Annotated in this window: 17 protein-coding genes; 11 read left to right on the forward strand and 6 right to left on the reverse strand. The window is 71.7% G+C overall.

The genetic code is table 11. The features are described from left to right. Positions 1-48 precede the first annotated feature (48 nt). Both K3769_RS18030 and K3769_RS18035 read right to left on the reverse strand, forming a co-directional pair. Positions 49-558 carry a DUF3515 domain-containing protein gene (locus K3769_RS18030; protein ID WP_267027435.1) on the reverse strand — a complete coding sequence of 170 codons (510 nt, stop codon included), beginning with the start codon at positions 556-558 and terminating at the stop codon, positions 49-51. A 20-nt stretch (positions 559-578) separates the two neighbouring features. Beyond that, positions 579-812 carry an Lrp/AsnC ligand binding domain-containing protein gene (locus K3769_RS18035; protein WP_107021925.1) on the reverse strand — a complete coding sequence of 78 codons (234 nt, stop codon included), beginning with the start codon at positions 810-812 and terminating at the stop codon, positions 579-581. A 352-nt stretch (positions 813-1,164) separates the two neighbouring features. On the opposite strand from K3769_RS18035, the gene K3769_RS18040 reads away from it, so the two are divergent. Further along, positions 1,165-2,130 (forward strand): thiamine-phosphate kinase, encoded by a 966-nt coding sequence (locus K3769_RS18040; protein ID WP_267027436.1) that lies wholly within the window; start codon positions 1,165-1,167, stop codon positions 2,128-2,130. Next, positions 2,127-2,975 (forward strand): bifunctional hydroxymethylpyrimidine kinase/phosphomethylpyrimidine kinase, encoded by an 849-nt coding sequence (gene thiD, locus K3769_RS18045; protein WP_267027437.1) that lies wholly within the window; start codon positions 2,127-2,129, stop codon positions 2,973-2,975. Before K3769_RS18040 ends, thiD begins: the two co-directional genes overlap by 4 nt. A gap of 110 nt (positions 2,976-3,085) precedes the next feature. Here the strand turns inward: thiD and rpmB are convergent, their stop codons facing one another. Beyond that, positions 3,086-3,271: a 50S ribosomal protein L28 gene (gene rpmB / locus K3769_RS18050; RefSeq protein ID WP_107021922.1), complete on the reverse strand. Its 186-nt coding sequence runs from the start codon at positions 3,269-3,271 to the stop codon at positions 3,086-3,088. A gap of 273 nt (positions 3,272-3,544) precedes the next feature. Here rpmB and K3769_RS18055 point away from each other — a divergent pair, with 273 nt between their 5' ends. Next, positions 3,545-5,407, forward strand: a complete 1,863-nt coding sequence (locus K3769_RS18055) for a DAK2 domain-containing protein (protein ID WP_267027438.1) — start codon at positions 3,545-3,547, stop codon at positions 5,405-5,407. 215 nt (positions 5,408-5,622) lie between these two features. Here the strand turns inward: K3769_RS18055 and K3769_RS18060 are convergent, their stop codons facing one another. Together K3769_RS18060 and K3769_RS18065 are read right to left on the reverse strand one after the other, a co-directional pair. Continuing rightward, positions 5,623-8,721 carry a tetratricopeptide repeat protein gene (locus tag K3769_RS18060; protein WP_267027439.1) on the reverse strand — a complete coding sequence of 1,033 codons (3,099 nt, stop codon included), beginning with the start codon at positions 8,719-8,721 and terminating at the stop codon, positions 5,623-5,625. After that, positions 8,718-10,556 (reverse strand): HSP90 family protein, encoded by a 1,839-nt coding sequence (locus tag K3769_RS18065; RefSeq protein WP_267027440.1) that lies wholly within the window; start codon positions 10,554-10,556, stop codon positions 8,718-8,720. The genes K3769_RS18060 and K3769_RS18065 overlap by 4 nt, the downstream gene beginning before the upstream one ends. A 163-nt stretch (positions 10,557-10,719) precedes the next feature. On the opposite strand from K3769_RS18065, the gene recG reads away from it, so the two are divergent. The 8 genes from recG (at position 10,720) to mutM (ending at position 18,446) form a co-directional block, all read left to right on the forward strand. After that, the gene (recG, locus tag K3769_RS18070; RefSeq protein ID WP_267027441.1) at positions 10,720-12,930 is read left to right on the forward strand and encodes an ATP-dependent DNA helicase RecG; all 2,211 of its coding nucleotides are present in this window, start codon (positions 10,720-10,722) and stop codon (positions 12,928-12,930) included. A gap of 267 nt (positions 12,931-13,197) precedes the next feature. Further along, positions 13,198-13,785, forward strand: a complete 588-nt coding sequence (gene rsmD, locus K3769_RS18075) for a 16S rRNA (guanine(966)-N(2))-methyltransferase RsmD (RefSeq protein WP_267027442.1) — start codon at positions 13,198-13,200, stop codon at positions 13,783-13,785. Between the two features lie 26 nt (positions 13,786-13,811). After that, positions 13,812-14,291, forward strand: a complete 480-nt coding sequence (coaD, locus tag K3769_RS18080; protein ID WP_267031427.1) for a pantetheine-phosphate adenylyltransferase — start codon at positions 13,812-13,814, stop codon at positions 14,289-14,291. A 93-nt stretch (positions 14,292-14,384) separates the two neighbouring features. Then, complete coding sequence (locus K3769_RS18085; protein WP_267027443.1) at positions 14,385-15,485, forward strand: F0F1 ATP synthase subunit B; 1,101 nt, start codon at positions 14,385-14,387, stop codon at positions 15,483-15,485. 174 nt (positions 15,486-15,659) lie between these two features. After that, a complete protein-coding gene (locus K3769_RS18090; RefSeq protein ID WP_267031428.1) occupies positions 15,660-16,307 on the forward strand; it encodes a YceD family protein in 648 nt (215 codons plus the stop codon). 2 nt (positions 16,308-16,309) lie between these two features. After that, positions 16,310-16,483: a 50S ribosomal protein L32 gene (rpmF, locus tag K3769_RS18095; RefSeq protein ID WP_006139588.1), complete on the forward strand. Its 174-nt coding sequence runs from the start codon at positions 16,310-16,312 to the stop codon at positions 16,481-16,483. A gap of 7 nt (positions 16,484-16,490) precedes the next feature. Further along, the gene (gene rnc, locus K3769_RS18100; RefSeq protein WP_267027444.1) at positions 16,491-17,366 is read left to right on the forward strand and encodes a ribonuclease III; all 876 of its coding nucleotides are present in this window, start codon (positions 16,491-16,493) and stop codon (positions 17,364-17,366) included. A 219-nt stretch (positions 17,367-17,585) separates the two neighbouring features. Next, positions 17,586-18,446: a bifunctional DNA-formamidopyrimidine glycosylase/DNA-(apurinic or apyrimidinic site) lyase gene (mutM, locus tag K3769_RS18105; RefSeq protein WP_267027445.1), complete on the forward strand. Its 861-nt coding sequence runs from the start codon at positions 17,586-17,588 to the stop codon at positions 18,444-18,446. On the opposite strand, the gene K3769_RS18110 is transcribed toward mutM, so the two are convergent. Continuing rightward, a complete protein-coding gene (locus K3769_RS18110; RefSeq protein ID WP_267027446.1) occupies positions 18,419-18,814 on the reverse strand; it encodes a winged helix-turn-helix transcriptional regulator in 396 nt (131 codons plus the stop codon). The two genes, mutM and K3769_RS18110, sit on opposite strands and share 28 nt — an antisense overlap. Positions 18,815-19,205 lie beyond the last annotated feature (391 nt).

A 19,205-nucleotide genomic window follows, 5' to 3' on the forward strand; every position in this document is an offset into this window, starting at 1 on the left:
GTACCCGCACCCGACAGCGAACCGGCGCAGCGCGAACCGGCGGGGCCGTCAATCAGCGATCCCCTCGGGAACCGCCTCCTTGATGGCCCCGGCCAGATCGACAAGAACAGAAGCCGTGTCCCGCCCCGCCGGCACGGTCACCTCGACGTACACGGCCCGCCGCGCGGAGGTGAAGCGGGTCACCCCGCCGTCCCGCTCCTCCATCAGCCACCCCACCCCGTTGACCCCGCCCCCGATCGCATCGGGATCGCTCCCGTCGGCCACCTTGGGGTCGACCATCTTCGCGGGCCGCGACACCCCGCAGCGCAGTATGATCGCCGGGCTTCCCCAGCCCGCGGTCAGCGCCGACCGGGGCTCGGGATCCTTCCGATCGAGCCCGTCCACCTTCCGTGGCAACGACTTGTCCAGGTTCTGGCACAGCTTGGCGGCCTTCGCCCCCGGACTGGGAACCGCGACCGGGGCGTTGTCGTCTGCTGAGGAGCAGCCCGTGGCAGCGATCAGCAGAACGAGGGCGGGCAGCCCGACCAAAGAAGCACGCCGGTGACGGAAGAAGTCCACCGGCCCAGCGTAGACGGGGACTACAGGTGCACGACCGGGCAGGTCAGGGTACGCGTGATGCCGTCCACTTGCTGGACCCGCGCGACCACCATGCGGCCGAGCTCGTCCACCGTGTCGGCCTGGGCCCGCACGATGACGTCGTACGGCCCGGTCACGTCCTCGGCCTGGATCACCCCCGAAATCTTGCTGATCGTCTCGGCGACGGTCGACGCTTTGCCGACCTCCGTCTGGATCAGGATGTACGCCTGTACCACGGAACCTCCAGGGCGGCCACGAGGATCATGTGGGGAAAAGGAACGCCACGGTATCGCGTCGCCGCACGCCACGGGGAGACCCGCGGAGGCGGGGGCTTGCGCGCCAGGGTGCACGGACCGCACAGGTTGACGGTCGATTCGACGGTACCGACGTACGGGACGCCCCGCGACCGGACGCACGCAGCACGGACGCGGTCACAGATGTAGTCACAGACGCAGTCACGCGAGCACCAGAAGCAGCACCAGCAGCACCGGAAACAGCACCGGAAACAGCACCAGCAGCACCGGAAACAGCACCAGAGACAGACAGGACGACTCGCCTCATGGGCACGAAGGGAACAGGTGAGACTCGGTGAAGGGAACCGTGGGCGAGTTGGGGGAGTTCGGGCTCATCAAGGAGCTCACTTCCCGGCTCACCACCACCCCGGCGGTACGCGTCGGGCCGGGTGACGACGCGGCGGTCGTGGCCGCCCCCGACCGCAGGGTCGTGGCGAGCACCGACATCCTCCTGGAGGGGCGGCACTTCAGGCGCGACTGGTCCACGGCGTACGACGTCGGGCGCAAGGCCGCAGCACAGAACCTCGCGGACATCGCCGCCATGGGCGCGGTGCCGACCGCACTGCTGCTCGGCCTGGTCGTCCCGGCCGAGCTGCCCGCCACCTGGCCCTCCGAGCTGATGGACGGCCTGCGCGACGAGTGCCAGGTCGCGGGCGCGGCCGTGGTCGGCGGAGACGTCGTACGCGGCGACACCATCACCGTGGCGATCACCGCGCTCGGTGATCTGCGCAACCACGAGCCGGTGACCCGGGCCGGCGCCCGCCCCGGCGACGTGGTGGCCGTGACGGGGTGGCTGGGCTGGTCCGCGGCCGGGCACGCCGTGCTCTCCCGCGGTTTCCGCTCGCCGCGCGCCTTCGTGGAGGCCCATCGGCGCCCGGAACCGCCGTACCACGCGGGCCCCGCGGCGGCCGGTCTCGGCGCGACCTCCATGACGGACGTCAGCGACGGGCTGATCGCCGACCTCGGGCACATCGCCGAGGCCAGCAAGGTACGCATCGACATCCGCTCCGGTGCCGTCGACATCCCCACGCAGATGAACGACATCGGTCAGGCCGTCGGCGTGGACCCGATCCAGTGGGTGCTCACCGGCGGCGAGGACCACGCGATCGTCGCGACCTTCCCGGTGGACGTGAAGCTGCCCGCCCGCTGGAAGGTGATCGGCGAGGTCCTCAACCCGTCGGCGCTGCCCCAGGTCACGGTCGACGGGGCGCCCTGGACCAGCAAGGGCGGCTGGGACCACTTCGGGGACATCGAGTCATGAGCACCCCGCCGGGTGTCCCCGCCCGCACTCCGCCGAGTGTCCCGCCCCGTACCCCGCCGCGTGTGCTGACGGTCGCGGGTTCCGACTCCGGTGGCGGGGCCGGGATCCAGGCCGACCTGAAGACCATGCTCGCGCTCGGCGTGCACGGCATGAGCGTGCTCACCGCCGTCACCGCGCAGAACTCCCTCGGTGTCCAGGGCGCCTGGGAGCTGCCGGTGGAGGCGGTGCGCGCCCAGTACCGCAGCGTGGCCGACGACATCGGCGTCCAGGCTGTCAAGACCGGCATGCTCTCCTCCGCCGAACTCGTGGAGGCCGTCGCCGAGTTGATCGGCGGCACCGACGCGCCGACGGTGGTCGACCCGGTCGGCGTCTCCAAGCACGGGGACTCCCTGCTGGCCTCGTCCGCCCTGGACTCCGTACGGACGAGGCTGCTCCCGGTGGCCACGGTGGCGACACCGAACCTCGACGAGGTGGCCCAGCTCACGGGCGTGACGGTCGAGTCGGAGGACGGGATGCGGCGGGCGGCGGAGGCCGTGCTGTCGTACGGGCCCGACTGGGCGCTGATCAAGGGCGGCCACCTGAGCGGGGACGCGGTGGACTTCCTCACCGACGGCTCCGACGAGCTGTGGCTGCGTGCGCCCCGGTTCGACAACCGGCACACGCACGGCACGGGATGCACGCTCGCGAGCGCGATCGCCTCGGAACTGGCGAAGGGGCGGTCGGTGCCGGACGCGGTCGTGGCGGCGAAGGAGTACGTCACCGGGGCGATCGCGGCCGGCTTCTCGCTCGGGGCCGGGATCGGCCCGGTCCATCACGGCTGGCGGCTCACCTCAGCCACCGGGTAGCCGGGCCGGGTAGGTCGGCCGTGCGGCCCGGGAACAGCAGAAAGCCGGTCCTCCGTGAGGGGGACCGGCTTTGAGCGGTGGACCAGCAGTGGCTGCGCGCTGTGCAGATGTCAGCGCGAGACCTTGCCGGCCTTGATGCACGAGGTGCAAGCGTTGACGCGCTTCGGCGTCCCGCTGACCACGGTACGGACGCGCTGGATGTTCGGGTTCCAGCGACGGGACGTACGGCGGTGCGAGTGCGAGATGCTGTTGCCGAAGCTCGGCCCCTTGCCACAGACGTCGCAGTTGGCAGCCACGGGTCACTCCAAAGACTTCAGATGCTCTTACGGTGGATCCCGGCATGCCGGGATCAGGATCGTAGGATCTGAGTGGCGCTGCCAGGGGGAAGGCCCGATCGGATCGGGCAACCGGAGCAGCATACAACGACTGCGTCCGTACAACGAAACTACCATGTCCCGCGCGGGGTCCCTCCCGGCCCTCTTCCGGCCGGCACCCCACCTGGGTCTACGCTGCGTCGGACGTTCGGCGCTCGGTCCGGCCGCTCGGACCGGCTGCTCAAGGAGGCGCAGGTGCCGCAGGTGCCGCAGATATTGGACGCGTCCGCGGTACGGGTCTGGTGCGGACTCGCGCTGGAGGCCCTCGGCCGTGCGCGCGAGGAGATCGACGCGATCAACGTCTATCCCGTCGCCGACGGGGACACCGGCACCAACCTCTACCTGACCGTCGAGTCGGCGGCCGGGGCGGTCGAGGCGGTCTTCGCGGCACACGCGGCGATGTCCGTCGCCGGCACCGCCCCCGGTGGACCGGTGCCTGATGAGCCGGTTTCCGACGGGGCGTTGCCTGATGGGCTGGTTCCTGGCGGACCGGCGCCTGACGGGCTGGTTCCCGACGGGTCGGCGCTGGGCAAGCCCGCGTCCGACAGGCCGGTGATCGAGCCGCCCACGCTCGCCGACGCCGTACGGGCCATGGCGCACGGCGCGCTCATCGGGGCCCGGGGCAACTCGGGGACGATCCTCGCGCAGCTCCTGCGGGGCATGGCCCAGGTGCTCGCCGAGGACACCGGCGCCGAGCCGGCCGACGGTTCCGGCCTGCGCCTCGCCCTGCGGCACGCGGCCGACGCGGCCAGGCAGGCCGTCGCGCATCCGGTCGAGGGCACCGTCCTCACGGTCGCCTCCGCCGCCGCCGACGCGGCCTCCGGCGCGGAGGGGGACTGCGCGGTGATCGCGCGGGCCGCGTACGAGGGCGCGCGGGCGGCGCTCGCGGCGACTCCCGGGCAGCTGGCCGTCCTGGAACGGGCCGGAGTGGTCGACGCGGGCGGGCGGGGACTGGTGGCCGTGCTGGGGGCGCTGGTGGAGACGTTCACCGGGGAGGCCGCCGCCGTGGGGCCGGTCCCGGTCCTCGCGCCCCACGCGCGCGTGGAGGCCCGGCCCACGGAGTGCGCTGACGGCGGTCCCGATATCGGCCCAGGGCCAGGCCCCGGTTCCGCTCCCGTTCGGGACGAGAGCGGCCCTGCCTTCGAGGTGATCTACCTCCTGGACGCGGACGACACGGCCGTGGCACGGCTGCGGGACCGCCTCGACGCGCTGGGGGACTCGCTCGTCGTGGTCGGCGGGGACGGGCTGTGGAACGTGCACGTGCACGTCGACGACGCGGGCGCCGCCGTGGAGGCGGGCGTAGAGGCCGGCCGGCCGCACCGGATCCGGATCACGCACTTCGGTCCCGCCGACGCGCACACCACGGGCTCCACGGTCCGGCCGGTCCGGGAGAGGGCACAGCGAGCGGTCGTGGCCGTCGTCCCCGGGGAGGGCCTCGCGCGGCTCTACGCCGAGGCGGGGGCCACCACCGTCCTCGCGCGTCCCGGGGAGCCGCCGGCCAGCGGAGAACTCGTGGACGCGGTACGGCGGGCCCACGCGCTGGAGGTCGTCCTCCTGCCGAACGACGCCGAGCTGCGCCACACCGCCGCCGCGGCCGCCGAGCAGGCCCGTACCGAGGGCGTACGGGTGGCGCTGATTCCCACGCGCTCGGCGGTGCAGGGGATCGCCGCGCTCGCCGTGCACGAGCCCGAGCGGCGCTTCGACGAGGACGTGGTCGCGATGACCTCGGCGGCGGGCGCGACCCGGTACGCGGAGGTGGAGGTCGCGGAACGCCAGTCCTGGACCATGGCCGGCATCTGCCAGGCCGGCGACGTCCTCGGTCTCATCGACGGCGACGTGGCCGTCATCGGTACCGACGTCACGGCCACGGCCGAGTCGGTCCTCAACCGGATGCTCTCGGCTGGCGGCGAGATGGTCACCCTGGTCCTGGGCGACAAGGCCCCCACGACGATCGCCGACCATTTGGAGGCGCGGGTCCGCGAGTCCTACCTGGCGGTGGACACGGTGGTCTACCGAGGCGGCCACCAGGGAGCCCTACTCCTGATCGGAGTGGAGTAACCACCCCTCGCAGGGGTGCGGGGAACTTTCAGGGGCGCGGGGAACGGCGCAGTCTTTTGTCTTTGCCTTCGGGGCCGCAGGGAACGGCGCAATCTTCCGCCCTTGCTTTCAGGGGCGCGGGGAACGGCGCAATCCTTTGCCTTTAGGGGCGCGGGGAACTGCGCGACCAGCAACAGCGCACCCGCACCCGCAATCCCACGCCCAGGCCTCGCCGCTCAAAACCCTTCCGTAGCCCGCAACAACCGCTCCGCCTCGGCGACCCGAACAGCCACCACCTCGTCGGCACCGACACCGACACCCGCGCCGACATCCGCGTACGCGGAAACCACCTCCCGAGCCCGCCCCGCCGCCCACCCCGGACGGTCGAGGTCGGCCTCGATCCACCCGGCGGCAAGCTGCGCCCCCGTGCGGTCATGGAGCGCGTCCGCCCCGAGCGAGCGGAACCCCGACACGGCCAGCGCGAAATGCTCCAGCGCCTCCTCGAACAGGGCGCGGATCGTCTCGTCCTCGGCGTCGTCGGGCACGGACCGGGCCACCAGATCACCGAACTGCCGATGCGTATGCGCGAGTTCGGCGACGAGCGACTCACGAGCGCCCTCCTCGTCCTCGGCCCCGGCCACACCCGCCTCGCACACACCGACGGCCCGCCCCATCAACTCCCGCGCCCCATCGACCCCCGCACCGCCCTCCGACGCCCCGGCGTCCCTGGCGTCCTCAGGGCCCCCGCCGTCCCGCCCCCGCACAGTGAGCCACGCACGGGCCCGCAAGGAGCGGACCAGCCCGTGGACGTTCCCGAGGGTCGCCCACAGCTCACCGGCGCGTTCGTAGGACAGCTCCGCCTCGCGATCCAGCCCCGCCTGCCCGAGCGCCTCCGCGGCCAGGTGCGCGAGCGTCGCGTGGTCCTGCTGCTCGGGCCACCGCCGGGCGATGTCCGCGGCCCGCAGCCAGTGCTCGGCGGCCTCGCGGTACTCGCCGAGCTCGGTGAGGCAGTCGCCGAGCCACCACCGGGTCTGCACGATCGCCCCCTCGCCGTGCGTCTCCGCGCTCAGTTCCGCCAGCGCCGACTCCAGGACCTCCGCGGCCTCCGCCCACCGCTCCCGGCGCAGCAGGAAGCCGCCCAGCTGATGCCGCGCCCAGGCGCCCAGCGTGGCGCTCTCGCCGCCCTCGTCGGCCCAGTGCGACGCCTCCAGGGCGTGGTCCGCCGCGGGCCCGAACCGCCCCGTGGCGCCGAGTATCTCGGCCAGTTGGAGGTGCAGCTGGGCATGCCCGACCGCCTCCATGTAGGGCGCCCCGTGCTCCAGCGCCGCCCTGGCCGCCCGCTCGGCCGCCTCGGCGTCGCCCAGCTGGCGCGCGAGACCGGTCAGCCGGGCCTCGTACTCCGCCGCGAACCACGGCACCCCGGCCGCCACGAACGCCTCCGAGGCCGCCGTGAGCAGCTCGGCGGCCTGCTCCGCGTTTCCGGAGAGCGCGGCCAGCTCGCCGAGCATCGCCTGTGCCTCCGCGGCCCGCGAGGCGACCAGGAGATCGTCCCCGGCGCCGGGCCCCGCGAGGGCCAGCAACTCCCTGGCGGCGGCCCGCGCGGCGGTCCTGGCGGCGGCAACGGCCTTCGGGACGCCCCCCGAACCACCGTTCAGCCCGTTCGTCCCCGCCGCCTCGTGCACCCGCCGCAACAGGATCCGGGCGCGCCCGACCAGCACGGAAGCGGCCTGCCCGAGCCCGGTCGCACCCTCCGCGAAGAGCGCGAGCACCCGCTCGTACGGCTCCGAGACCGCGGCCAGCGCCTCCTCGCTCCGGCCGGACAGGGCCAGCGCGTACGCGCCACGCGCGCGTGCCGCCAGCGCCTCGCCCGGGTCGCCGGCCTCCTCGTACAACCCGGCGGCGCGGGCGAACAGCTCCACACCCTCCGGGCCGAGGCCCATCGCCTCGTGGTCGGTCATCTCCGCACGGTCGCGCGAAGTCAGCCCCAGGCCATCGACGGCCCCGACGGCCCCGCCGCCCCCGAGGTCCCCGGCCTCTCCGACGGCCTCGGCGACCGCCGCCCACGCCGCGACGGACCCCGGATGCAGCGAAGCGGAGAGCCGCCGGGCCTCGGCGAGCAGCGCGGGCAGCTCCGCCGCGTCCTCGGCGACCGGAGCCGCCGCCGGCCGCACGGGGGCGGCGGCGAAGGCGGTGACGCCGCCGGTCCGCGCCGCCGCGCGTATCCCCAGGGGCAGGCGCTCCACCAGCGGCTGCCGGTCCATGCGCCGGCGGACACGCTCGCTCACCCGTGTCGTGCCGTTGCGCGCGTCGAAGCGCCCGGCCAGGGAAAGGGCCTCCACGCGCGCGTGGGCGGCGAGTTCGGCCGCCGTCCAGGTGCGCCCCGCAGGCCCCGGCACGGCCCGGGTGCCGAGCCCGAGCGCGGTCAGCCGGTCCGCCAGCAGGGCGGCCACGGCCAGGAAGTCCATGCGGCTGCGCGGCTCCCCGCTGTCCGTGAAGTACGAGGGCCGCTCCGCGAGCAGTTCCAGGGCACGCGCCTCGTTGCCGCTCAGCGCGCAGAACTCCACATGGTCCGCGTACGCGCCGCGCATGCTCTCCATGGGGCGCACCAGCCGGAAACCGCGCAAGTGGTGGGCGCGTGCCTCCTCCGTACGGCCGAGGTGCAGCAGCGGCAGCAGCGAGGACGCCAGGACGGCGTGCGGTTCGTGGGCGCAGGTGTACTCGCCCTCCAGGACCGGCCGCCACAGATCGAGGGCCTCGGCGTCCGCGCCCCGTTCCGCCCGCCAGCCGCCCTGGTCGTGCAGTTCGCAGGCGTGGCAGTCGGCCATGGTGTCCCGGTCCGCGGCGAGCCACGCCGCGTACGCGCGCTCGGCCCGTCCCAGGTCCCCGACCTCCCGAGCCACGTGGAACTCGGCGGCGCGCACGGCCCGTTCGGAGTGCCCGGCGAGGCGGTAGCGGTGCTCCATCTCGCCGAGCCACTTCTCGATGGAGGCGAGCGGTATGTGCGGCTGGCCGAGCATCCCCGAGGAGACCCATTTGAAGACCCAGTGCAAGGAGTGGGTCTCGTAGGCGTCGAAGTCCTCGGGCCGTTCGTCCCACATGCGCAGCAGGCGCGCGAAGGGGACGAACATCCGGTCCTTCTCGGAGCTGTAGTTGTAGACCTTCAGCTGGTGGCCGAGCGCCTCGATCACGGCGAGCGGGATGTTCAGCTTCTCGGCCTCGGTGAGCAGTTGTTCCGCGCGCGCGTTGCGGGCGGGGCCCTCCGGCTGCTCGTAGTTCTCCTGCATCGCCCGGCGCAGCGCGTCGAAGTCCGTGTGGTCGTCCAGGGGCCGGCTCATCGGGGGCCCTCCTCGGGGGAGTCGTGGTGGGTGGCCCACTCCAGGAGGCCCATGAAGGCGCGGTTCAGGAGCGCCGAGTCCGCGGGCCGCAGCGGACGCTGGGCCATCAGCATGGCCTGTCCGTAGAGCGACTCCGTGGCGGTGCCGATCAGCTCCGGGTCGTCGAGCGAACCGATCCGCCGGATCAGCGGGTTCAGATGGTTGAGCACCAGCCGCGCGCGCGGGGCACTGCCGCGCAGTGAGCCGAGGATGCCCGCCCACAGGTCGTCGGCCTGTTCCTCGGCGTCCGCGCGGGCCTGTTCGTGGCGGGCCGCCCGGTCGTCCAGGTGCAGGGCCGGTACGGAGAGCGGATGGAAGGCCCGTAGGACGACATCGCATCCCAGGGGGTCGAGTGTGGCCCGCGCGGCCCCCAGGAAGGCCGACAGGGCCAGTTCCACCGCCGGGTCGACCGCGTCCAGATGGGCGGTCACCGTGTCGGCGTCCAGCTCCGCGACGACCGTCCCGGGGCGCACGGAGGGCAGGGCCTCGATCAGTTCGGTGTCGTACGTGTAGCCGCCGTTGACGACCCCCACGCCCTGCGCGGAGGCGATCTGCGCGACCTGCCGGTACTCCTCCACCGTCCGCGTGAAGTGCACCACCGGATGCCGCTGCGCGAACTCCTCCAGGGACAGCCGTCCGTCGGTGGTCTCGAACGGCAGCCACGGCAGCATCGTGCGCAGCATCTCGCGGTCGTGCCGCGCCAGGGACTTCACGCCCAGGTGGTGCACGGTGAGGAAGGCGCCGAGCCGCTCCGGGTCCCCGGCCGCGAGCCCCGTCAGCCAGGCCCGGATCCGCTCGCCCAGCGCCTCCCGTACGCCCGCCAGGGTCTCGTCCTCGTACAGCGACTCCCTCGACGCGGTGGGCCGCAGGCTGTCCGTGTCCAGGACGCAGCGCACGAAGAACGCCCAGTCGGGCAGCAGCTGTTCGGCCCGGTCGGTGAGCAGCATGCCCTTCAGGTGCACGCGGTGACCGGCGCGCTGGGCGGGGCTGACCGCGGACGGCAGCACGTACGCCACGCCGCGGATCCCGGCCAGCGGCACGTTCAGCTCGATCGAGTCCAGCGGGGTGAACCCGAACAGGTCGTGGCAGTGCCGGGCCAGCGCGACCCGCCGGGCGGCCGGACCGGGATACGAGCGGTCCCAGGGCGCCGGCAGCTCCGTCACCCTCTCGTCGCCCACCCGGACGTCGTACGGCAGCAGCGAACCGAAGTCCCGGGCCAGCGACAGCACCCGCTCCTCGGCCAGCCAGTCCGCGGCGCCCGGACGGGCCTCCAGGTACACGGTGGTGCCCGGTTCGGTACGGGCCTCGGGCGGCAGCGTACGGACGCGGTACGAGCCGTCGTCGGTCGCCGTCCACTCCACGGGTGGTGCGTCGGGCGTACGCGCGCTGCGGCTGACCACGCGGACGCGCTCGGCGACCACGAAGCAGGCGAGCAGGCCGATGCCGAACTGGCCCAGGAAGCCCGAACGGGCCGACTCCAGGCCGTCCGCCCGCTTGGAGCTGCGGCCGATGGTCGCCAGGAGACTGTGCACATCCTCCTCGGTGAGCCCGATCCCGGAGTCCTCCACGCGCAGGGTGCCGTCCTCGGCGAACAGCCGCACCAGGGCGGGCGAACCGGGCTGCTCGGCACGCCGGGCGGTGATCGCGTCCACGGCGTTCTGCAGCAGTTCGCGCAGATAGACCTTGGGGCTGGAGTAGAGGTGATGGGAGAGAAGGTCCACGAGGCCGCGCAGGTCGACCTGGAACGTATGGGGTGACTGGGATGCCTGAGACGGCTGTGAGGTCTGGGAGTCCATCGTCGCTGCGCCGGTGGGGGGACGTGCGACGGCGCGGGGTCGGGCGGTCCCGTGACGAGGCGACCGCGAACAGTGCCGGAGCCGGACATCCTAAGGCCGGAACGGGCCGTCTGACCAGGGGATTTCCAGTGCGTATAGGGCATTGTCAGTGGTGTGGTGTGCAATGGATCTCGTGCCCGCCCTCGAAGAACCACTGAAGAAGGTGCTCGGACCCGCCACCGCGAAGGTGATGGCCGAACATCTCGGCCTGCACACCGTCGGCGACCTGCTGCACCACTATCCGCGCAGATACGAGGAGCGCGGGCAGCTCACCCACCTCGCCGACCTGCCCATGGACGAGCATGTGACGGTGGTCGCCCAGGTGGCCGACGCCCGCCTGCTCACCTTCGCCTCGGCCAAGGCCCCACGCGGCAAGGGCCAGCGCCTCGAAGTGACCATCACGGACGGCAGCGGCCAGCTCAAGCTGGTCTTCTTCGGCAACGGCGTGCACAAGCCCCACAAAGACCTCCTGCCCGGCACCCGCGCGCTGTTCTCCGGCAAGGTCTCCGTGTTCAACCGCCGCCTCCAACTGGCCCATCCGGCGTACGAGCCACTGCGCGGGGAGGACGCGGACGAGACCGTGGACACCTGGGCCGGAGCACTCATCCCGCTCTACCCCGCCACCGCCAAGCTGGAGTCCTGGAAGATCGCCAAGGCGGTGCAGACGGTGCTGCCGAGCGTCCAGGAGGCCGTCGACCCGCTGCCCGAGCAACTCCGGGAGGGCCGGGGCCTGGTCTCCCTGCCCGAAGCCCTCCTCAAGATCCACCGCCCGCACACCAACGCGGACATCGAGGACGCCCGCGCCCGCCTCAAGTGGGACGAGGCCTTCGTCCTCCAGGTCGCCCTGGCCCGCCGCCGCCACGCGGACTCCCAACTGCCCGCCGTGGCGCGGAAACCCAAGCAGGACGGCCTGCTGAACGCCTTCGACGCCAAGCTCCCCTTCACCCTCACCGAGGGCCAGCAGAAGGTCTCCAGGGAGATCTTCGACGACCTGGCCACGGAGCACCCGATGCACCGGCTGCTGCAGGGAGAGGTCGGATCCGGGAAGACGATGGTGGCCCTGCGCGCCATGCTCGCCGTGGTCGACGCGGGCGGCCAGGCCGCGATGCTCGCCCCCACCGAGGTGCTCGCCCAGCAGCACCACCGCTCGATCACCGAGATGATGGGGGAGCTGGCCGAGGGAGGCATGCTCGGCGGGGCCGAGGACTCCACGAAGGTGGTGCTGCTCACCGGCTCCATGGGCGCGGCCGGCCGCCGCCAGGCGCTCCTCGACCTGGTCACCGGCGAGGCCGGGCTCGTCATCGGCACGCACGCGCTGATCGAGGACAAGGTGCAGTTCCACGACCTGGGCCTGGTCGTGGTGGACGAACAGCACCGGTTCGGCGTCGAACAGCGCGACGCCCTGCGCGGCAAGGGCAAGCAGCCTCCGCACCTGCTGGTGATGACCGCCACGCCCATCCCGCGCACGGTCGCCATGACCGTCTTCGGCGACCTGGACACCTCCGTCCTCGACCAGCTCCCCGCCGGGCGCTCGCCCATCGCCAGCCATGTCGTCCCGGCCGCGGACAAGCCCCACTTCCTCTCGCGTGCGTGGGAGCGCGTGCGCGAGGAGGTGTCGAACGGCCATCAGGCGTACGTCGTCTGCCCCCGCATCGGCGACGAGGACGACGACCCGAAGAAGGCGAAGAAGAAGCCGTCACCCGAGGACGAGGCCGAGAAGCGCCCGCCCCTCGCCGTCCTCGAAGTCGCCGACCAGCTCGCCAGGGGCCCGCTCCAGGGCCTCGATGTCGAAGTGCTGCACGGCCGCATGCCCCCGGACGACAAGGACGCCGTCATGCGCCGCTTCGCCGCCGGGGAGACGCACGTCCTGGTCGCCACGACGGTCATCGAGGTCGGGGTGAACGTACCGAACGCGACCGCGATGGTGATCATGGACGCCGACCGGTTCGGCGTCTCCCAGCTCCACCAGCTGCGCGGCCGGGTCGGCCGTGGCTCAGCCCCGGGCCTGTGCCTGCTCGTCACCGAGATGCCGGAGGCGAGCCCGGCCCGCCAGCGGCTGACCTCGGTGGCGTCCACCCTCGACGGCTTCGAGCTCTCCCGCATCGACCTCGAACAGCGGCGCGAGGGCGATGTCCTGGGCCAGGCCCAGTCCGGGGCCCGTACGTCGCTGCGGATGCTCGCGGTCATCGAGGACGAGGAGATCATCGCCGAGGCCCGGCAGGAGGCGACGGCCGTGGTGGCCGCGGACCCGGACCTCGCGCACCTTCCCGGGCTGCGCACGGCTCTGCAGGCTCTCCTGGACGAGGAGAGAGAGCAGTACCTGGACAAGGGCTGAGAAGGCGCCGTCCCCCGGGGCTGCGCCCCCAGACCCCCTTGTCGGCCTGAACGGCCTCGTCCTCAAACTCCCCCAGCTACCGCTGGGAGGTGCCCCCAGACGGGCTGAAAGACGAAAAGCACGGCGAAGCCGGCTCTTCGCCTTTCAGGGGCGCGGGGAACGGCGCGGCCAGCCCTCACTCACCCGCAGCCACCCACCGGGCGAACCAACCCCCACCTGCCAGACTGGACCCGTGACCACCCCCTCCGGCAAGGCCAAGGACCCCACATGACCCGTGTGATCGCCGGCACAGCAGGCGGACGCCGCCTCGCGGTCCCGCCCGGCACCGGCACCCGGCCCACCTCCGACCGCGCCCGCGAGGGTCTCTTCTCCACCTGGCAGTCCCTGCTCGGCGGCCCCCTCGAAGGCGACCGTGTCCTCGACCTGTACGCCGGCTCGGGCGCCGTCGGCCTGGAGGCCCTGAGCCGCGGGGCCGGACACACCCTGCTGGTCGACGCCGACGCCCGCGCCGCCCGCACGATCCGGGACAACGTGCGGACACTCGGCCTGCCCGGCGCCGAGGTGAGGTCAGGCAAAGCGGAACAGATCATCCGTACCGCCGCCCCCGAAGCCCCGTACGACCTGGTGTTCCTCGATCCGCCGTACGCGGTCACCGATGACGATCTTCGCGAGATCCTGCTCACACTCCGTGCGGAGGGCTGGCTCGCGGGCGATGCGCTCGTCACCGTTGAACGCGGTACGAGAGGCGGCGAATTCCGATGGCCGGACGGCTTTGAGGCACTGCGCTCCCGCCGCTACGGCGAGGGAACGTTTTGGTACGGTCGCGCCGCCTCTACGTGCGAAGACGCACGATGACCGGACCGGAGAGCGAGGGATCTGAAGTGCGCCGCGCCGTCTGTCCCGGGTCGTTCGACCCGATTACCAACGGACATCTCGACATCATCGCCAGAGCGTCCAAGCTGTACGACGTCGTGCACGTCGCGGTGATGATCAACCAGTCCAAGAAGGGCCTCTTCGAGATCGAGGAGCGCATCGACCTGATCCGCCAGGTCACGGCGGAATTCGGGAACGTCGAGGTGGAGTCCTTCCACGGCCTCCTCGTCGACTTCTGCAAGGAGCGCGACATCCCGGCCATCGTGAAGGGCCTGCGCGCGGTCAGCGACTTCGACTACGAACTGCAGATGGCCCAGATGAACAACGGCCTCTCCGGTGTCGAGACCCTCTTCGTACCGACCAACCCCACCTACAGCTTTCTCTCCTCCTCGCTGGTCAAGGAGGTCGCGACCTGGGGCGGAGACGTCTCCCACCTGGTCCCGCCGCTGGTCCTCGAAGCCCTCACGGAACGCCTCGCGAAGGACTGAGCAAGTCCGCCATCCGGTGTCGGGCGGGGCGGGAGTGGTCGTACAGTCGAACCGTCCGTCTCCATCACAGCTGTAGAGAGTGGCGAGCACACGGTGGACGTGCAGAAGAAGCTCGATGAGATCGTCTCGGCGGTCGGCAACGCCCGCTCGATGCCCATGTCGGCCTCGTGCGTGGTCAACCGCGCCGAACTGCTCTCCCTGCTCGAAGAGGTACGCCAGGCACTGCCGGGCTCTCTCGCCCAGGCCCAGGAGCTGATCGGCGGGCGCGAGCAGATGGTCGAGCAGGCCCGCCTCGAGGCCGAGCGGATCGTCGAGTCCGCGCACGCCGAGCGCGGCTCGCTGATCTCCGACACCGAGATCGCCCGCCGCTCGCAGAACGAGGCCGACAGGATCCTGGCCGAGGCCCGCAAGGAGGCCGAGGAGGTCCGCGCCGAGGCCGACGAGTACGTCGACTCCAAGCTCGCGAACTTCGAGGTCGTCCTCACCAAGACCCTCGGCTCGGTAGGCCGCGGCCGGGAGAAGCTGCTGGGCACCGGACCCGGCACCGACGAGCAGGGCTACGAGGACGAGGACGCCCCAGAGCGCAGCCTCGACCCCGAGACCCTGCGTCACAACGCCGACCAGTACGTCGACGTCAAGCTCGGCGCCTTCGAGGCCGTCCTCGCCAAGACCCTGGACGCCGTCGGCCGCGGCCGGCAGAAGCTGCACGGCCGCATCGCCAGCGACGACCTGAGCGACCTGGGCGCCTTCGGCGAGGACGGGCCGACCGGGCAGCACACCACCGACGCCGAGTACCTGGACGGCCTCGCGGAGATCCCCGAGCAGTCCGCCAGGACCCGCGCCCCCGACCGGCCCCAGCCCCCGGCGGACCTGCCCCACCAGCAGCAGTACGGACAGCAGGACGCGTACGCCTACCAGCAGCAGCCCGCCGACCCGTACGGCTACCAGCAACAGCAGTACGCGCAGCACGACGGGTACGGCTACCAGCAGAACGCCGACCCGTACGCCGCCTACCCGCAGCAGGGCTACGACCAGCAGGCCGCGTACGACCAGAGCGGACAGCAGACGTACGCCCAGGCTCCCCAGCTCTCCCAGCCGCCGCAGCCGCAGGAGAACGCGCTCGACGAGACCAGTCTCTTCGACACCACCATGATCAGCGCGGAGCAGCTGCGGGCCTACGAACAGGGGCGCTGAGGCACCGGCCACGCGCCCCGGCGGGGCCGCGGGAGGGGCGCGGGCACCCGATTGGGCCGAGAGCGAAAGGTCCAGTATCCTGGCTCTTCGGTCGTGTGCACGTCCGCGATCACCGCTGCCCGGGAATCACCGAGGGCAGTACCCCGAGCATCGAGATCGAAAGCAGGAACGGCTCTGAACGCCCGCCTCGACCACCGCAACCCTCTTGTGTTCGACACACACGAGCTGGGGCGGCGTCCCGGTGCGCTGCAGCGCCTGACCCGTGAGATCGACGCTCCCAAGGACCTCGGTCTGCAGGGAGTCATCGGAGTGCCGGAAGGCGCCCCGGTGAGGCTCGACCTCCGCCTTGAGTCGGTCATGGAAGGGGTGCTTGTCACAGGCACCGCCCATGCACGGGCCAAGGGGGAGTGCGTAAGGTGTCTGGAGCCGGTCGAGCAGCAGCTCGACACGGATTTCCAGGAGATGTTCTCGTACCCTGACGCCGACGACCGGGGCCGTGTGAAAGCGGAGCCGGCCGACGACGCCGAGGACGACGAGGACACGCTCTTCATCGAGGACGGCTTGTTCGACCTCGAACCCGTGCTGCGTGATGCGGTGGTGCTCGCACTGCCGATGCAGCCGGTGTGCCAGGACGACTGCCCGGGTCTGTGCTCCCAGTGCGGAGCCCGGCTCGCGGACGACCCGGACCACCATCATGACGCCGTCGACATCCGTTGGGCGGCACTGCAGGGACTCGCCGGTTCACTCGAAGATGGCGAGAAGGACGAGTTGGGCGGCGGCGCGCTTCCATCAGCGCCCGCCGACGAGAAGCAGGAGAAGTAGCCGTGGCTGTTCCGAAGCGGAAGATGTCGCGCAGCAACACGCGCCACCGCCGGTCGCAGTGGAAGGCTGCGGTCCCCACCCTGGTTGCGTGCGAGCGCTGCCACGAGCCCAAGCTGCAGCACATCGCGTGCCCCGCTTGTGGCACCTACAACAAGCGCCAGGTCCTCGAGGTCTGAGCGGCTGGTGAGAGGCACTGTGTCTAGCCCCAAGAAGGCGGACGACGCCAAGGCGGAAGTCGGCGCCAAGAAAAAGGCGGAGAACACAGCCTCGTCCCACACCCTTCTGGAAGGGCGGCTCGGGTACAAACTTGAGTCCGCCCTTCTGGTGCGTGCACTGACCCACCGTTCGTACGCGTACGAGAACGGCGGTCTGCCGACCAACGAGCGTCTGGAGTTCCTCGGGGACTCCGTACTCGGCCTCGTGGTCACGGACACGCTGTACACCACCCACCCCGACCTGCCCGAAGGCCAGCTGGCCAAGTTGCGGGCCGCGGTGGTCAACTCGCGTGCGCTTGCGGAGGTGGGCCGTGAGCTCGACCTCGGCTCCTTCATCCGGCTCGGCCGGGGCGAAGAGGGCACAGGTGGCCGGGACAAGGCGTCCATCCTCGCCGACACCCTTGAAGCGGTGATCGGCGCTGTCTATCTCGACCAGGGCCTGGACGCGGCGGGCGAACTCGTCCACCGTCTCTTCGATCCCCTGATCGAGAAATCCTCGAATCTGGGTGCGGGCCTGGACTGGAAGACCAGTCTCCAGGAACTCACGGCGACCGAGGGGCTCGGGGTTCCCGAGTACCTGGTCACCGAGACCGGCCCCGATCATGAGAAGACCTTCACTGCTGCTGCCCGCGTCGGAGGCGTCTCGTACGGCACCGGCACCGGCCGCAGCAAGAAGGAGGCGGAGCAGCAGGCCGCGGAGTCCGCCTGGCGGGCCATCCGCGCCGCCGCGGACGAACGTGCCGCGGCAGCCGCGACCGCCGAACCGGAAGCCCCGACGGCCGAGGTCACGGAGGAGACGCCCGACGCCTCCTCCTCGCCCCCGCCCGACCCGGCTTCAGCCTGACCCACGCCTTTGCCCGCCCCCGACGAACGGGGGCGGGCGAAGTCTTTTCTCTTTTTTTGGGGGCGCGGGGAACGGCGCAGTCTTTGGGCTTTTCGCCTTTCGGGGGCGCGGGGAACGGCGCAGTCTTTCGCTTTTCGCCTTTAAGGGGCGCGGGGAACGGCGCAATCACCCCCACCCACCCGCACCCGACCATGGAACCGCCCCCCTCCGGAGGAGCCCGTGCCAGAACTGCCCGAGGTCGAGGTCGTACGACGAGGCCTCGAACGCTGGGTGAGCGGCCGCATCGTCGCGGACGCACAAGTCCTGCACCCCCGCGCCGTCCGCCGCCACCTCGCGGGCGGCGAGGACTTCGGAGCCCGCCTCGAAGGGCACCGCGTCGGCCTGGTCCAGCGCCGCGGCAAATACCTCTGGCTCCCGCTCGCCGACTCCGGGACCGCCGTCCTCGCCCACCTCGGCATGAGCGGCCAGCTCCTCGTCCAGCCGCACACCGCGGCGGACGAGAAGCACCTGCGCATCCGCGTCCGTTTCGAGGACGACCTCGGCACGGAACTCCGCTTCGTCGACCAGCGCACCTTCGGCGGCCTCTCCCTGCACGAGACCTCGCCCGACGGGCTCCCCGACGTCATCGCGCACATCGCGCGCGACCCCCTGGACCCGCTGTTCGACGACGACGCGTTCCACGAGGCGCTGCGGCGCCGGCGCACGACCGTCAAACGCGCCCTGCTCGACCAGTCGCTGATCAGCGGCGTCGGCAACATCTACGCGGACGAGGCGCTGTGGCGCGCGCGACTCCACTACGAGCGCCCCACCACCGGTCTCACGCGCCCGCGCACGGCCGAACTCCTCGGCCACGTACGGGATGTGATGAACGCGGCACTCGCCGTCGGCGGCACCAGCTTCGACAGCCTCTACGTCAACGTGAACGGCGAGTCGGGCTACTTCGACCGCTCGCTCGACGCGTACGGGCGTGAGGGCGAGCCGTGCCGGCGCTGCGGCACCGTGATGCGGCGCAGGCCCTGGATGAACCGGTCCAGCTATTTCTGCCCGCGCTGTCAGCGACAGCCGCGTGTGACGTCGTAGCGCTCGCGCGCCCCCAGTACCTCGTCCATGCGCCCCTCCACGAAGTGGATGAGGGCCAGCAGCCGTTCGGCGACCTCGCGGCCCAGCGGCGTCAGTTCGTAGTCCACCCGCGGCGGGTTCGTCGGCTGTGCGTCCCGGTGCACCAGCCCGTCCCGCTCCAGCGCCTGCAGGGTCTGGGAGAGCATCTTCTCGCTCACGCCGTCGACGCGCCGGCGCAGTTCGTTGAAGCGCAGCGATCCCTCGGGCGCTGCCAGCGCGCTCAGCGTGAGCGCGCCCCAGCGGCCGGTGACGTGCTCGAGGGTGCCCCGGGAAGGGCACGTTCTGGAGAACACGTCGTACGCGAGGTCGGGCGTATCAGTGAGGTCCACCCGGTGAGCGTACTCCGAGGCAGTGCTCACCAGAAGAGGGCACTAACCAGAAGTTAGTGCCCTCATCCGTGCCCTCATCCGTGCTCTCTTCCGGGTGTCCTGGGGTCAGTACCCGAAGAAGTGGGGGGCCGGGTTTCTGACCTGCGGTCCCGTAATCGATCAACGCTGCGACCTGCGACTTAGCTGTCGGTGGTTGTCAGCGTTGGTCGTCGTTGAGCACCCTCGCACGGCCCAGAGGCGGCCCGGGAATCACCACTGCCCGACCCCCTTCGCCCCCAGGTTCGGCGACGGCAGCCATCCGTGACCTAGGGGGATGTAGGGCGGCAACTTCCTGGGCATTCCCGCTGCAAACCGACCCAGGAAGCAGTAGCATTCCAGCAAGTGCTGCCTT

Source organism: Streptomyces ortus (assembly GCF_026341275.1).
GTDB classification, from domain to species: Bacteria; Actinomycetota; Actinomycetes; order Streptomycetales; family Streptomycetaceae; genus Streptomyces; species Streptomyces ortus.

Bases quoted from the DNA above. Each gene is read 5' to 3' on its own strand.
- thiD (WP_267027437.1), top strand. From the start codon at position 2,127: ATGAGCACCCCGCCGGGTGTCCCCGCCCGCACTCCGCCGAGTGTCCCG.
- K3769_RS18060 (WP_267027439.1), bottom strand. From the start codon at position 8,721: ATGAGCCGGCCCCTGGACGACCACACGGACTTCGACGCGCTGCGCCGG.
- rsmD (WP_267027442.1), top strand. From the start codon at position 13,198: ATGACCCGTGTGATCGCCGGCACAGCAGGCGGACGCCGCCTCGCGGTC.
- K3769_RS18065 (WP_267027440.1), bottom strand. From the start codon at position 10,556: ATGGACTCCCAGACCTCACAGCCGTCTCAGGCATCCCAGTCACCCCAT.
- recG (WP_267027441.1), top strand. From the start codon at position 10,720: ATGGATCTCGTGCCCGCCCTCGAAGAACCACTGAAGAAGGTGCTCGGA.